Annotated in this window: 14 protein-coding genes and 2 pseudogenes; 14 read left to right on the plus strand and 2 right to left on the minus strand. The window is 54.0% G+C overall.

Going from position 1 to position 14,207, the window contains the following annotated elements:
- Nucleotides 1-146: 146 nt before the first annotated feature.
- Nucleotides 147-1,127, minus strand: coding sequence for an IS5-like element IS5 family transposase (locus SK33_RS08735; protein WP_048218169.1), 981 nt, complete (start codon nt 1,125-1,127; stop codon nt 147-149).
- A gap of 34 nt (nt 1,128-1,161) precedes the next feature.
- On the opposite strand from SK33_RS08735, the gene SK33_RS08740 reads away from it, so the two are divergent.
- The 9 genes and pseudogenes from SK33_RS08740 to SK33_RS08780 form a co-directional block, all read left to right on the plus strand.
- The gene (locus SK33_RS08740; protein WP_162771963.1) at nt 1,162-1,644 is read left to right on the plus strand and encodes a hypothetical protein; all 483 of its coding nucleotides are present in this window, start codon (nt 1,162-1,164) and stop codon (nt 1,642-1,644) included.
- 10 nt (nt 1,645-1,654) lie between these two features.
- A complete protein-coding gene (locus SK33_RS08745; RefSeq protein ID WP_048218165.1) occupies nt 1,655-3,007 on the plus strand; it encodes a nucleotide-binding domain-containing protein in 1,353 nt (450 codons plus the stop codon).
- A gap of 107 nt (nt 3,008-3,114) precedes the next feature.
- The gene (locus SK33_RS08750; RefSeq protein WP_048218162.1) at nt 3,115-3,756 is read left to right on the plus strand and encodes a phage baseplate assembly protein V; all 642 of its coding nucleotides are present in this window, start codon (nt 3,115-3,117) and stop codon (nt 3,754-3,756) included.
- Nucleotides 3,753-4,103, plus strand: coding sequence for a GPW/gp25 family protein (locus SK33_RS08755; RefSeq protein WP_048218158.1), 351 nt, complete (start codon nt 3,753-3,755; stop codon nt 4,101-4,103). The genes SK33_RS08750 and SK33_RS08755 overlap by 4 nt, the downstream gene beginning before the upstream one ends.
- 5 nt (nt 4,104-4,108) lie before the next feature.
- Nucleotides 4,109-5,017: a baseplate assembly protein gene (locus SK33_RS08760; RefSeq protein ID WP_048218156.1), complete on the plus strand. Its 909-nt coding sequence runs from the start codon at nt 4,109-4,111 to the stop codon at nt 5,015-5,017.
- Nucleotides 5,010-5,540 carry a phage tail protein I gene (locus SK33_RS08765; protein WP_048218153.1) on the plus strand — a complete coding sequence of 177 codons (531 nt, stop codon included), beginning with the start codon at nt 5,010-5,012 and terminating at the stop codon, nt 5,538-5,540. The genes SK33_RS08760 and SK33_RS08765 overlap by 8 nt, the downstream gene beginning before the upstream one ends.
- Nucleotides 5,541-5,550: 10 nt before the next feature.
- Entirely contained in the window at nt 5,551-7,479 is a 1,929-nt protein-coding gene (locus SK33_RS08770) for a phage tail protein (RefSeq protein WP_048218151.1), read from the plus strand.
- A complete protein-coding gene (locus tag SK33_RS08775) occupies nt 7,479-8,057 on the plus strand; it encodes a tail fiber assembly protein (RefSeq protein WP_048218149.1) in 579 nt (192 codons plus the stop codon). Before SK33_RS08770 ends, SK33_RS08775 begins: the two co-directional genes overlap by 1 nt.
- Before the next feature lie 135 nt (nt 8,058-8,192).
- Nucleotides 8,193-8,543, plus strand: a pseudogene (locus SK33_RS08780) (phage tail protein); the annotation flags it as partial.
- Nucleotides 8,544-8,793: 250 nt separating this feature from the next.
- Here SK33_RS08780 and SK33_RS08785 read toward each other — a convergent pair.
- On the minus strand, nt 8,794-9,798 hold the full coding sequence (locus SK33_RS08785; protein WP_000427614.1) for an IS110-like element IS5075 family transposase: 1,005 nt from the start codon (nt 9,796-9,798) through the stop codon (nt 8,794-8,796).
- Between the two features lie 60 nt (nt 9,799-9,858).
- Here SK33_RS08785 and SK33_RS08790 point away from each other — a divergent pair.
- The 5 genes and pseudogenes from SK33_RS08790 to SK33_RS08810 all read left to right on the plus strand — a co-directional run.
- Nucleotides 9,859-10,713: pseudogene (locus SK33_RS08790) on the plus strand (phage tail sheath subtilisin-like domain-containing protein); the annotation flags it as partial.
- Between the two features lie 12 nt (nt 10,714-10,725).
- Nucleotides 10,726-11,244 (plus strand): phage major tail tube protein, encoded by a 519-nt coding sequence (locus SK33_RS08795; RefSeq protein WP_041327772.1) that lies wholly within the window; start codon nt 10,726-10,728, stop codon nt 11,242-11,244.
- A gap of 53 nt (nt 11,245-11,297) precedes the next feature.
- The gene (locus SK33_RS08800; RefSeq protein ID WP_032942881.1) at nt 11,298-11,612 is read left to right on the plus strand and encodes a phage tail assembly protein; all 315 of its coding nucleotides are present in this window, start codon (nt 11,298-11,300) and stop codon (nt 11,610-11,612) included.
- Nucleotides 11,609-11,767, plus strand: a complete 159-nt coding sequence (locus SK33_RS08805; protein ID WP_306308100.1) for a GpE family phage tail protein — start codon at nt 11,609-11,611, stop codon at nt 11,765-11,767. The genes SK33_RS08800 and SK33_RS08805 overlap by 4 nt, the downstream gene beginning before the upstream one ends.
- Nucleotides 11,757-14,198: a phage tail tape measure protein gene (locus SK33_RS08810; RefSeq protein ID WP_048218148.1), complete on the plus strand. Its 2,442-nt coding sequence runs from the start codon at nt 11,757-11,759 to the stop codon at nt 14,196-14,198. The genes SK33_RS08805 and SK33_RS08810 overlap by 11 nt, the downstream gene beginning before the upstream one ends.
- The last annotated feature ends 9 nt before the right edge of the window (nt 14,199-14,207 follow it).

The raw sequence follows: 14,207 nt of genomic DNA on the forward strand, positions 1-14,207 counted from the left end.
GGAAGGTGCGAATAAGCGGGGAAATTCTTCTCGGCTGACTCAGTCATTTCATTTCTTCATGTTTGAGCCGATTTTTTCTCCCGTAAATGCCTTGAATCAGCCTATTTAGACCGTTTCTTCGCCATTTAAGGCGTTATCCACAGTTTTTAGTGAGATCTCTCCCACTGACGTATCATTTGGTCCGCCCGAAACAGGTTGGCCAGCGTGAATAACATCGCCAGTTGGTTATCGTTTTTCAGCAACCCCTTGTATCTGGCTTTCACGAAGCCGAACTGTCGCTTGATGATGCGAAATGGGTGCTCCACCTTGGCCCGGATGCTGGCTTTCATGTATTCGATGTTGATGGCCGTTTTGTTCTTGCGTGGATGCTGTTTCAAGGTTCTTACCTTGCCGGGGCGCTCGGCGATCAGCCAGTCCACATCCACCTCGGCCAGCTCCTCGCGCTGTGGCGCCCCTTGGTAGCCGGCATCGGCTGAGACAAATTGCTCCTCTCCATGCAGCAGATTACCCAGCTGATTGAGGTCATGCTCGTTGGCCGCGGTGGTGACTAGGCTGTGGGTCAGGCCACTCTTGGCATCGACACCAATGTGGGCCTTCATGCCAAAGTGCCACTGATTGCCTTTCTTGGTCTGATACATCTCCGGATCGCGTTGCTGCTCTTTGTTCTTGGTCGAGCTGGGTGCCTCAATGATGGTGGCATCGACCAAGGTGCCTTGAGTCATCATGACGCCTGCTTCGGCCAGCCAGCGATTGATGGTCTTGAACAATTGGCGGGCCAGTTGATGCTGCTCCAGCAGGTGGCGGAAATTCATGATGGTGGTGCGGTCCGGCAGGGCGCTATCCAGGGATAACCGGGCAAACAGACGCATGGAGGCGATTTCGTACAGAGCATCTTCCATCGCGCCATCGCTCAGGTTGTACCAATGCTGCATGCAGTGAATGCGTAGCATGGTTTCCAGCGGATAAGGTCGCCGGCCATTACCAGCCTTGGGGTAAAACGGCTCGATGACTTCCACCATGTTTTGCCATGGCAGAATCTGCTCCATGCGGGACAAGAAAATCTCTTTTCTGGTCTGACGGCGCTTACTGCTGAATTCACTGTCGGCGAAGGTAAGTTGATGACTCATAATGAACCCTGTTCCATGGCTCCAGATGACAAACATGATCTCATATCAGGGACTTGTTCGCACCTTCCCTAACACCAAATCGACAATACTTCTTAGTTTGGCATCTGCCTTAATTGTAGCTCTGTCTGTTAATTTTGATAAAATAATTTCTTTGGTTAATGTGAGAGCCGATAAAGCTTTTTTATCTTTTTTGGTCGGTGCTATTTTATTCTTGTTAATCGCATCTGTAATATTTTCTTTGAAAGGGATTACACCCTTTATTAAAGCAAGTACTAAAAGTAATACTTTTTCTTTTGTAGATATCTCATTGAATTATAGTGAGTTGGAAGATTATAGAAAAGAGTTTTCCTCAGTTGACAGTTTGAAATTATTAAATCAGTTGATTGCACTTAACCATAATCTATCTAAAGCGCTTGTGGCTAAGTATGAAAAACAGATTACCGCAATAACTTTTTTAGAATCTGCAGCGTATGTGCTCGGTTTTTCAATTTATGTAATAATACTATCTAATTGTTAAGAAGGGATTTATGTCTATAAAAAACATATACTCTAATTTGGAACAGAGTTTAGAGAGAACTATTTCAGCTTCAAAATCTAAAAAAATTTATGATTCTATGATGGAGTCCGCTATGGATTCTAGGGTGGGAGCTGAGAGTACCAAACGTACATATAATTTTGTTAAAAGCTCTGTGGGTCTTGAAAGCAATGCTGTGGGTACGACGACTCAACATTATGGAGTTAAGGAGATTGTTAGGCACAAATTTGGCAAGAGTGGTAAGTTGATGTCAAGTTTTGGATGTCACCCTGATTTCGATGAAATGGACGAGGGGGAATTGAGAAACGGTTATTCTGTAACATTGTTTATGGATATAATCGGCTCGACTAAGTTAGGTGTCGTGTTTCCACCTGAAACTGTTTTTAAAATTAAAAATGACATCATAAGATGTGCAATTGAAACTGTTAATTCATTTGATGGTCATGTGCACAGAATTATGGGGGACGCAGTTATGGCGTTCTTTAGAATGGAAACATATAAACAGCAAGGACGTATTGCTGATAGCGCGATTGATGCTATTAATTGTGCGACTTTTTTAATTGAAATGTTCAAGGGTGTCGTAATACCAAAGCTTAATGATTTGGGCATTGATGAAAACTTAGGCATTCGAATTGGAATTGATTATGGGGCCGATGACCAAGTTATTTGGGGTAAGTATGGCTACATGGAGAGTCAGGAGGTAACTGCTACATCATTCTTTGTCGATGTGGCGGCAAAATTACAGCAAAAAGCTCCGAAAAACTCTATCATGATTGGTGATAGCCTTGCTAAATTAATTGGTTTTGATGAAAATCAGTTGTCAATTAAGACTAAAATTAAAGATGGTGTGGCTACCCCTGTTAAATATCTGACGCCTAACTATAAAGATGCTAATGGCGAGCTTGTTAATTATAAGCAGTATGTTTTGAAGAATGAGCATTATTGTAGTTTACTGCCGACTTCTGATGAAAATAGCGAGTTGATAGTAAAAGCTACTTTGAAGATGGATAAAAATGCCTCTTCAGATGATGAATACTATCCTTGTTCCAGAGTGATAAAAAAAGGAATGGGCATTTCTTTTAAAGGGTATTTTAATACTTACAATCATTACGAGAACCCTAAGTTCAGATTCAGAGTTGTTAATACCGGAGAGGAAGCCTCGAAAGCAGAGGGTAACGGTAATCATGAAGAATATGAAGTTGCGAAGTATTCTGATGGCCGGTATTTCTCGAGGCACTGGGAGAATACTGCCTATAAAGGCCTTCATCACATGTATGTGTCTTTTTGGGATGGGGATCGACTCATTAAGAATGAAAAGTGTTTCTCAATTTTTATTAGTGACTAAATTAGGTTATGTTCCACACAGTGCTAATTAACTGATTGTTCGTTGTATCAGCGCCTACCAAATTAACAATCATTGCCGCTTGTCTTCCCCGGCGGCATCCTTTTCCCATGAATACTTTAAATTCCATTCAGGATATCGCCCGCGCTATCCGTAACCTTATCCGCACCGGCATTGTGACTGCAGTCAATCCCGATGAGGGGCTTTGCCGTGTCCAGACCGGCGGCATGCAAACCACCTGGCTAAACTGGCTGACCTGCCGCGCCGGTCGCTCGCGTGTCTGGTGGGCTCCCTCAGTTGGCGAGCAGGTGCTCATTCTTGCCATTGGCGGCGAGCTCGACACCGCCTTTGTGCTGCCCGGCATTTTTTCTGATGACCATCCCGCGCCGTCGGCCTCGCCTGATGCCTTTCACGTTTCCTTTCATGACGGAGCGGTTATTGAGTACGAGCCCGAAAGCGGGGCGCTCACGGTGAGTGGTATCAAAACCGCTGACGTTACCGCGTCGGACGCCATTACCGCAACGGTGCCGCTGGTACTGGTCAAAGCGTCCACCCGCATCACGCTCGATACCCCCGAGGTGGTCTGCACCAACAAGCTGACCACGGCCACGCTTGAGGTGCAAAAGGGCGGGAAGATGAGCGGCAACATCGAGCATGACGGCGGCACGTTTAAATCAAACGGCGTGCAGGTGGATGACCATGACCACGGCGGCGTGAAACGGGGTGATGACAGAACGGTGGGGACAAAATGACGACGAGCTATCTGGGCATGAACCGTCATACCGGGCTCAGTATTTCTGAGGTTGAGCATATCAGGCAGAGCGTGCGCGACATTCTGGTCACGCCGGTGGGCTCGCGCGTCATGCGCCGTGATTACGGCTCGCTGCTGGCGGCGCTTATTGACCAGCCGCAGACCCCGGCGCTGCGCCTGCAGATTATGGCCGCGTGCTATTCCGCGATCCAGAAGTGGGAGCCACGCGTCAGCCTGACGACCATCACCTTTGAACGCGGGGAGAATGACGGCGCGATGTATGTCGATATCACCGGCACGCGGTCGGCGTCAGGCCAGCCCTTTTCTATCACCCTTCCACTGAGTTAAACACTATGGCTATTGTTGACCTGAGCCTGCTCGCTGCGCCTGATGTGGTGGATGAGCTGGATTATGAAACCATTCTGGCAGAGCGAAAGGCGACGCTTGTCTCACTGTACCCGGAGGAACAGCAGGAGGCGGTTGCGCGCACGCTGACGCTTGAATCTGAGCCGGTTGTTAAGCTGCTGCAGGAGAACGCTTACCGGGAGGTTATCTGGCGTCAGCGCGTGAATGAATCGGCGCGCGCGGTCATGCTGGCGTATGCCGCCGGTAATGACCTCGATAATATCGGCGCAAATTTCAGCGTCGGGCGTCTTGTTATCACGCCTGCAGATGAGACCACGCTGCCGCCCACACCTGCCGTTATGGAGTCGGACACCGATTACCGTCTGCGCGTTCAGCAGGCATTTGAAGGGATGAGCGTGGCCGGCTCTGTCGGCGCTTATCAGTTTCATGGCCGCAGCGCTGACGGGCGGGTCGCAGATATCTCAGTGACCAGCCCGTCGCCCGCCTGCGTGACGATTTCTGTGCTGTCGCGTGAAAACAACGGCGTCGCCTCTGATGAGCTGCTCGCTGTGGTACGAAACGCGCTTAATGCCGAAGATGTCAGGCCGGTCGCAGACCGTGTGACGGTGCAGTCAGCCGACATTGTTGACTACCAGATAACCGCCTCGCTTTATCTCTATCCCGGTCCGGAAAGCGAACCCATTCGCGCCGCCGCCGTGAAAAAGCTGGAGGGCTATATCAGCGCGCAGCACCGCCTCGGGCGTGATATTCGCCTGTCTGCCATTTATGCCGCGCTGCATGTCGAGGGTGTACAGCGCGTCGAGCTGGCCGCGCCGGTGGCTGACCTCGTGCTCAGTAGTGCGCAGGCGTCATTTTGCACTGATTACAGCATTGTGATCGGGGGCTCGGATGAGTGATACCCGTCTGCTGCCGGTGGGCTCGTCACCGCTTGAGGTGGCCGCGGCGCGTGCCTGCGCGGATATCGAAAGCACCCCCGTCCCGCTGCGTCGTCTGTGGAGTCCTGACACCTGCCCGGCTAATTTGCTGCCGTGGCTGGCGTGGGCGTTTTCTGTCGACCGCTGGGATGAGAACTGGCCGGAGGAAACGAAGCGCGCCGTCATCCGTGATGCGTACTTTATTCACTGTCACAAAGGCACTATCGGTGCTGTTCGTCGGGTGGTGGAGCCACTCGGTTATGTCATCAACGTCACGGAATGGTGGGAGACCAGCGACCCGCCCGGCACATTCCGGCTTGATATCGGTGTGCTGGAAAGCGGTATCACTGAGGAAATGTATTTTGAAATGGAGCGCCTGATTGCGGATGCGAAGCCTGCCAGCCGTCATCTGATTGGTCTGAATATTATCCAGGACATTCCCGGTCATATGTTTGTCGGTGGTGTGGTGTATGACGGCGACATTATTACGGTTTATCCCGGATGAGTGAGGAATAATGAGCACGAAATTTAAAACAATCATTACCACTGCCGGAGCTGCAAAACTGGCGGCGGCGACGGTGCCGGGTGGTAAAAAAGTGAACCTTACCGCGATGGCCGTCGGTGATGGTGGCGGCGCACTGCCGGAGCCGAACGTCGGGCAGGTAAAGCTCATCAATGAAGTCTGGCGTCATGCGCTGAATAAAATCAGCCAGGACAACAAAAATAAAAATTATATCGTTGCGGAGCTGGTCATTCCTCCCGAGGTGGGCGGCTTCTGGATGCGTGAGCTGGGTCTGTATGATGACGCAGGCACGCTGATAGCCGTTGCCAATATGGCGGAGAGCTACAAGCCGGAGCTGGCGGAGGGCTCGGGGCGTGCGCAGACCTGTCGCATGGTGATTATTGTCAGCAGTATCGCCTCAGTGGAGCTGTCCATTGACGCGACAACGGTGATGGCGACGCAGGATTATGTTGACGACAAACTGGCAGAGCATGAGCAGTCCCGCAGGCATCCTGACGCCACGCTGAAAGAAAAAGGCTTTGTGCAACTCAGCAGCGCCACCGACAGCACGTCTGAGAGCCTCGCAGCGACGCCGAAAGCGGTTAAGGCGGCGTATGACCTCGCCAGTGGTAAATATACGGCTCAGGACGCGACCACGGCGCAGAAAGGTCTGGTGCAGCTCAGTAGCGCCACCGACAGCGTGTCTGAGGCGCTCGCCGCGACGCCAAAGGCAGTTAAGGCGGCGTATGACCTTGCCAGTGGTAAATATACGGCTCAGGACGCGAGCACGGCGCAGAAAGGTCTGGTGAAACTCAGCAGCGCCACCGACAGCACGTCTGAGGCGCTCGCCGCGACACCGAAAGCGGTCAAGAACGCTAACGACAACGCAGATAAGCGACTGGCTAAAGAGCAGAACGGCAGGGATATCCCCGAAAAAGATGTATTCGTGCGCAACATCGGCGCAGCGCGGGCTTTCAGTGGCACGGTAAGCATTGGCGGGGGCGGTGACTGGACGACTGCGGAGTTTATCGCCTGGCTGGAGCAACAGGGTGCGCTTAATCATCCGTACTGGATGTGCAAAGGGTCGTGGTCTTACGGTGATAACAGAACTATTACCGATACCGGGTGCGGGAACATCCAGCTAGCCGGTGCGGTTGTTGAGGTTATGGGCGTGCGTGGTGCGATGACCCTTCGTGTCACGACACCTACAACCGCAACGGCGGGGGTTACAAATGCACAGTTCACTTACGTCAATCATGGGGATGGTTATTTACCGGGCTGGCGACGTGATTTCAATACGGCAAATCCGCCACCAGTATCATACCCTGTCGGTGCGCCGATCCCGTGGCCATCCGATACCGTTCCGCCCGCTCACGCCTTAATGCAGGGACAACCTTTTGATAAATCAGTCTATCCGTTGCTGGGCGTGGCGTATCCCTCTGGCGTTATTCCAGATATGCGCGGCCAGACGATAAAGGGCAGACCTGATGGCCGTGCTGTTTTGTCTCAGGAACTGGACGGCATTAAGTGGCACGACCACGGCGCAACGGTCGCAAGTACCGACCTCGGAAACCGGGACACCACCGGATTTGACTACGGAACCAAACCGGTATCGGTCTTTGACTATGGCACGAAATCCACAACCGGCGCGGGCGCACACAACCACCCGATTTCCGGGCGAACGCAGTTCGGTCAGGCGGGGGATGTTGTTGCTATGTCCAATACCGGCTCTGACAGGACAAACTGGGGGGCTGTTGGTGGCGTCGGCGACCACGCTCACGCCGTCGGCATTGGTGCGCATGATCACGTTGTCGGGATCGGGGCGCATGCTCACTCTGTCTACATTGGTGCGCACAGTCACGGCGTGACCGTTTCGCCCTCGGGTCAGGCTGAAAACACCGTAAAAAACACCGCATTTAATTATTTAGTGAGGCTTGCATAATGGCTTTTAAAATGACCAGCACCAACCGGGTTATTACGATTTACAACCTGTCATCTGCCACGAATGAGTTTATCGGTAAAGGGGATGGTTTTATTCCGGCCAATACGGGCTTGCCTGCCTACAGCACCGATATTGCGCCCCCAAAAGTGACGGCGGGTTTTGTGGCTGTTTTCGATGCTCAGGCTAATAAATGGTCGCGGGTGGAAGACCACCGCGGGACAACCGTCTATGACATCAGCACCGGCAAGCCCGCTGTTATTGAAAAGCTGGGCGCTCTGCCTGATAACGTTGTGTCGGTTGCACCTGACGGGGAGTATGTAAAATGGGATGGCGCCAGGTGGATCCACGATGCCGAAGCGGAAAAAACATTTCGTCAGGGGCAGGCGGCGCAGGAAAAAGCAAACCTGCTGATGATTGCAACATCGGCGATTGCCCCGCTGCAGGATGCCGTTGATCTGGATATGGCAACGGAAGACGAAGCGGCCGCGCTTAATGAATGGAAAAAGTATCGCGTAATGCTCAACAGGGTCAAACCCGAAGATGCCCCCGATATCACATGGCCGGAACTGCCCGCATAACCGGCATCACTCAGGCGGGCGGTTGCCCGCGCTTTCCGGCCTCCGGTTGTGTCAGACCTTATCCAACCCTGACAAATAGCCCGCCATCACCACACAACAGAAAATACACTCACCCTTAACCACGGAGTTAAACGGATGAGTGATTTTCATCATGGCGTAGAGGTCATCGAAATTAACGATGGCGTGCGCACCATTTCCACCGTCTCAACGGCCATCATCGGCATGGTCTGCACGGCCAGTGATGCTGACGACAAGACATTTCCCCTCAATGAGCCGGTGCTCATTACCAACGTGCAAAGCGCTATCGGCAAGGCGGGCAAAAAGGGGACGCTGTCGACATCCCTGCAGGCCATCGCTGACCAGTGCAAACCGGTCATTGTGGCCGTGCGCGTGGCCGAAGGCGCAGAAGACCCGGATGACCCGGAGGCCGGGAAAAAACAAACCATTTCCAACATCATCGGCACGACCGACGAAAACGGCATCTATGGTCACTCCCGTTTTTGCAACACCGATTTTGACGACAAGTTGGCTTGCTTGAATCTATCCGGCGTCTGAATGGGATTTTATTCCCGCGCCTCGATGAGTTCCGCGCCTGATGAACCTCCAGAAAATATACGGCTTCAATGAGCCTTTCCGTTTTACAGGTTCCTCAACAGGCCGGTGGGCCGTTAGTATCATCAATATCAGTATTCGCAAAACCAGATGAATGATTGTTTAAACTGGTGTATTTCTGCCTTTATGCTTCGTAAGTTTGCTGTCGCGCCGTCAGTGCCCAGGCTATTCTGGCCAGCTTGTTTGCCAGAGCACAGGTGACGACAAAGTTGCTTTTCCGACACAACAACTCCCTGACCCAGTCGGCCAACTTGCCAGACTGGTGTTCCAGTTTTTGTATGAATACCCTGGCACACTGAACCAACAAAGTTCGGATCTTTTTGTTGCCCCGCTTGCTAATCCCTAACAATGTCGTCCGACCTCCCGTGCTGTACTGTCGGGGTACCAGCCCTGTTGCCGCCGCAAAGTCACGGCTGCTGGCGTACTGCTTCCCGTCGCCAATCTCAGTTGAAATAGTACTGGCAGTCAGCGTTCCAACGCAGGGAATACTCAGCAAGCGCTGTCCAACCTCATCTTCGTCCAACTTTCGTTTCAACTGAGATTCCAGATCTTTAATCTGCTCAACAAGATAGTGATAATGCTGTTGTAATTTCAGCAGTAACTGGCTGAGATAAAGAGGCAAACTACTGTCCTCAAGAAGGGTACTCAGTCGACTAATAACGGCAGCACCTCGCGGAACGCTGATACCAAATTCCAGCAGAAAAGCATGCATCTGATTAGTTGTTTTCACCTTATCCTGAACCAGGGATTCACGGACACGATGCAGAGCTCGCATTGCCTGCTGAGATTCGGTTCTGGGCTGCACGAAACGCATAGATGGACGTGATGCTGCTTCACAGATAGCTTCAGCATCAACGAAGTCATTTTTGTTGCTTTTAACGAATGGGCGGACAAATTGCGGTGATATCAGCTTTGGAAAATGCCCTAACTCTGCCAGCTTGCGTGCCATAAAGTGAGAACCGCCACAGGCTTCCATCGCGATGGTTGTTGCCGGGCATGTCGCCAGAAATTCGATTAGCTTTGGTCGGGTGAATTTTTTACGGTAAACGGCCTTCCCACGATGATCCTGACAATGAATATGGAAAGAGTTCTTACCCAGATCGATACCAATAAGCGCAATGTTTTCCATGATGGTTCTCCGAATGAAAGCCTGTCCTCAGCATAGTACTGGGAAGGAGGGAGTGACCATCTCATTAAATATACCGGCCTGAAAGCGCTGCTGACGGCGCAGACCGTCACCGGCGTGAAGCCGCGCATTCTCGGTGTGCCGGGTCTGGATCCGCAGGAAGTGGCGACGGCGCTCGCGTCCACCTGCCAGAGCCTGCGCGCCTTTGGCTATGTCAGCGCGTGGGGCTGCAAAACCATTTCTGACGCCATTAACTACCGCGAGAATTTCAGCCAGCGTGAGCTGATGGTTATCTTCCCCGATTTTCTGGCATGGGACACCACGGCGAATGAGACTGCGACAGCCTGGGCAACGGCGCGCGCGCTCGGTCTGCGTGCCAAAATTGACCAGACCGTCGGCTGGCATAAAACCCTGTCAAACGTCGGCGTGAATGGCGTCACCGGCGTCAGCGCCTCGGTGTCGTGGGATTTGCAGGAGCCTGCGACCGACGCCAACCTGCTTAACAAAGCCGGTGTTACGACGCTTATCCGCAATGACGGTTTCAAGTTCTGGGGAAACCGCACCTGCTCGGATGACCCGCTTTTCCTGTATGAGAACTACACCCGCACCGCGCAGGTACTGGCCGACACGATGGCGGAGGCGCATGCGTGGGCGATGGATAAACCCATCACCCCGACCCTGATTCGAGACATCGTATCGGGTATCAATGCCAAATTCCGCGAGCTGAAAAATAACGGGTATATCGTTGACGGCTCCTGCTGGTATGACCCGGAGTCGAACGAGACCGCGACCCTCAAAGTCGGGAAGCTGTATATCGATTATGACTACACCCCCGTCCCGCCGCTGGAGAACCTGACCCTGCGCCAGCGCATCACCGATACCTATCTGGCGAATCTGTCGGATGCGGTCAACAGCTAAGGAGCTCAGAGCATGGCGTTACCCCGCAAACTTAAATATCTGAATATGTTCAACGATGGCCTCAGCTACATGGGCGTCGTTGAGTCCGTCACCCTGCCAAAACTGACCCGCAAGCTGGAGAAATATCGCGGCGGCGGGATGCCGGGCGCGGTATCAATTGACCTCGGCCTCGATGACGACGCGCTGTCGCTGGAATGGACGCTCGGCGGTCTGCCTGACGTTGAGCTGTGGGCGCAGTATGCCTCGCCGGGCGCTGACAGTGTGCCGCTGCGCTTTACCGGCTCTTTCCAGCGTGATGACACCGGCGCGATTTCTGCCGTCGAGGTGGTGATGCGTGGCCGTCACAAAGAGTATGACGGCGGTGAGAACAAGCAGGGCGAAAGCGGCACGACCAAAATGTCGACCGAGTGCGCCTATTACCAGCTCACGATTGATGGCCGCGAAGTCATCGAGATTGACGTCGTTAACATGGTGCTGAAAGTCGACGGCGTCGACCGTCTGGCGGAGCACCGCCGGGCGATTGGCCTGTAATCCCTTAACCGGTCAGTGAGGCTGGCCGGTCACTTTTCCTGATGAGAATACCCATGAAAAATATCAATGAAACTGCCGTTGCTGACACTGAAACCGTCAATCCGAATGTGGTGATTTTTGACACTCCGCTGATGCGCGGTGAGCAGAAAATTGAACAGGTCACGCTGACCAAACCGAATGCCGGAACCCTGCGCGGGGTGTCGCTGGCCTCGCTGGCGAATTCCGACGTTGATGCGCTGATTAAGGTGCTGCCGCGCATGACGTATCCCGCACTGACTGAGCACGAGGTCACGCGTCTCGATGCGTCTGACCTGATTTCGCTGGCCGGGAAGGTGGTCGGTTTTTTGTCGCCTGCTTCGGGTCGCTGACCTTTCCGAAAAACCTGTCGGTCGATGACCTGATGGCGGATATCGCGGTGATTTTCCACTGGCCGCCATCAGAGTTACATTCCCTGAGCGTGACCGAGCTCCTGACATGGCGCGACAAGGCGCTGCAACGAAGCGGAAACCATCATGAGCAATAACGTCAGAATTGAGGTGCTGCTGAATGCCGTTGACCGGGCAAGCCGACCGCTCAAAGCCATTCAGAACGCCAGCAAATCCCTGTCCGGTGATATCCGCACCTCACAGAAAAGCCTGCGCGAGCTGAATGCGCAGGCATCCCGTATCGACGGATTCCGAAAAGCCAGCGCACAGCTTGCCGTGACCGGTCACGCGCTTGATAAAGCGAAACAGGAAGCCGAAGCACTCGCCACGCAGTTTAAAAATACGGAGCGCCCGACGCGTGCGCAGGCGCAGGTGCTTGAATCCGCGAAGCGTGCCGCCGAAGGTCTGCAGACGAAATACAACAGCCTCACGGAGTCAGTTAAGCGCCAGCAGCGCGAGCTCGGTGCAGTGGGGATTAATACCCGTAATCTGGCAAATGATGAGCGGGGGCTTAAATCCCGCATCGCTGAAACCACCGCGCAGCTTAACCGTCAGCGCGAGGCACTGGCGAAAGTCAGCGCACAGCAGGCGAAGTTAAGCCGGGTAAAAGAGCGGTATCAGGCCGGTAAATCACTGGCCGGTAACGCGGCGGCGGCGGGCGCTGCCGGTGTCGGTATTGCGACGGCGGGAACGATGGCCGGGGTTAAGCTGCTGATGCCGGGCTATGAATTTGCGCAGAAGAACTCGGAGCTGCAGGCGGTGCTCGGTGTCGACAAACAGTCACCCGAAATGCAGGCGCTGCGCAAACAGGCGCGCCAGCTCGGGGACAATACGGCGGCCTCTGCCGATGATGCGGCGGGGGCGCAGATTATTATCGCCAAAAGTGGCGGGGATGCGGCGGCCATTCAGGCGGCGACGCCGGTCACGCTGAATATGGCGCTGTCCAACAAGCGCACGATGGAAGAGAACGCCGCGCTGCTGACCGGGATGAAATCAGCGTTTCAGCTCTCAAATGACAAGGTCGCGCATATTGGCGATGTTCTCTCGATGACGATGAACAAAACCGCCGCCGACTTTGACGGGATGAGCGATGCGCTGACCTATGCCGCGCCGGTGGCGAAAAATGCCGGGGTAAGTATCGAGGAAACCGCCGCGATGGTGGGGGCGTTGCACGACTCCAGAATCACCGGCTCGATGGCGGGAACGGGAAGCCGTGCCGTCATGAGTCGCCTGCAGGCACCGACAGGCAAAGCCTATGACGCCATCAAAGAACTCGGGGTGAAAACCTCCGACAGCAAGGGCAACACGCGCCCGATATTTTCCATCCTGAAAGAAATGCAGCGCAGTTTTGAGAAAAATAATCTCGGGACGGGTCAGCGTGCGGAATACATGAAAACCATTTTCGGGGAGGAAGCCAGCTCGGCGGCCGCCGTGCTGATGACTGCGGCCTCAACCGGCAAGCTCGATAAGCTCACCGCCGCGTTTAAAGCCTCGGACGGCAAGACTGAGGAGCTGGTTAAGGTTATGCAGGATAACCTCGGCGGCGACTTCAAAGAATTTCAGTCAGCCTATGAGGCGGTCGGGACCGACCTGTTTGACCAGCAGGAGGGCTCACTGCGTAAGCTGACGCAGACGGCCACGCAGTATGTGCTCAGACTCGACGGCTGGATCCAGAAAAATAAGGGGCTGGCGACCACCCTCGGCGTGGTGGTCGGGGGTGCGCTGGCGCTGATTGGTGTGATGGGCGGGATTGGCCTTATCGCATGGCCGGTGGTGATGGGGATTAATGCCATCATTGCGGCGGCTGGCGTGCTCGGTGTGGTTTTCAGTACGGTCGGCGGCGCGATTGTCACGGCCATTGGCGCAATCAGCCTGCCGGTGCTGGCGGTTGCCGGGGCGGTGGTGGCCGGGGCGCTGCTCATCCGTAAATACTGGGAGCCTATTGGCGCATTTTTCTCGGGGGTGGTGGAGGGGCTGAAAGCCGCCTTTGCACCGGTGGGGGCGATGTTTTCCCCGCTCGCGCCGGTGTTTGATGCCATTGCGGAAAAGCTGGGCGTTGTCTGCCAGTGGTTTAAAGACCTGCTTGCACCGGTGAAAGCCACGCAGGACACGCTCGACAGTTGCAAAAATGTCGGCGTGGCGTTTGGTCAGGCGCTGGCTGATGCGCTGATGACGCCGCTCAACCTGTTTAACAGCCTGAGCGGCAAGGTTGACTGGCTGCTGGAGAAACTCGGCGTTATCAAAAAAGAATCGACCGACCTCGACCAGACTGCAGCCAAAGCGGATAAGGCTTCACCGGGTGGCGGGTATATCCCTGCGACAGCGAGTTATGGCGGGTATCAGGCGTATCAGCCGGTCACTGCGCCTGCAGGTCGCTCTTATATCGACCAGAGCAAAAGCGAATACAACATCACCCTGCAGGGTGGCGTTGCGCCGGGTGGTGACCTTGACCGCCAGCTCCGCGACGCCGTCGACAAACTTGAACGTGAAAAGCGCGCGCGTCAGCGATCCAACATGAGACTCGACTGAGAGAGGGGG

Source organism: Citrobacter sp. MGH103 (assembly GCF_001034475.2).
GTDB classification, from domain to species: domain Bacteria; phylum Pseudomonadota; class Gammaproteobacteria; order Enterobacterales; family Enterobacteriaceae; genus Citrobacter; species Citrobacter freundii.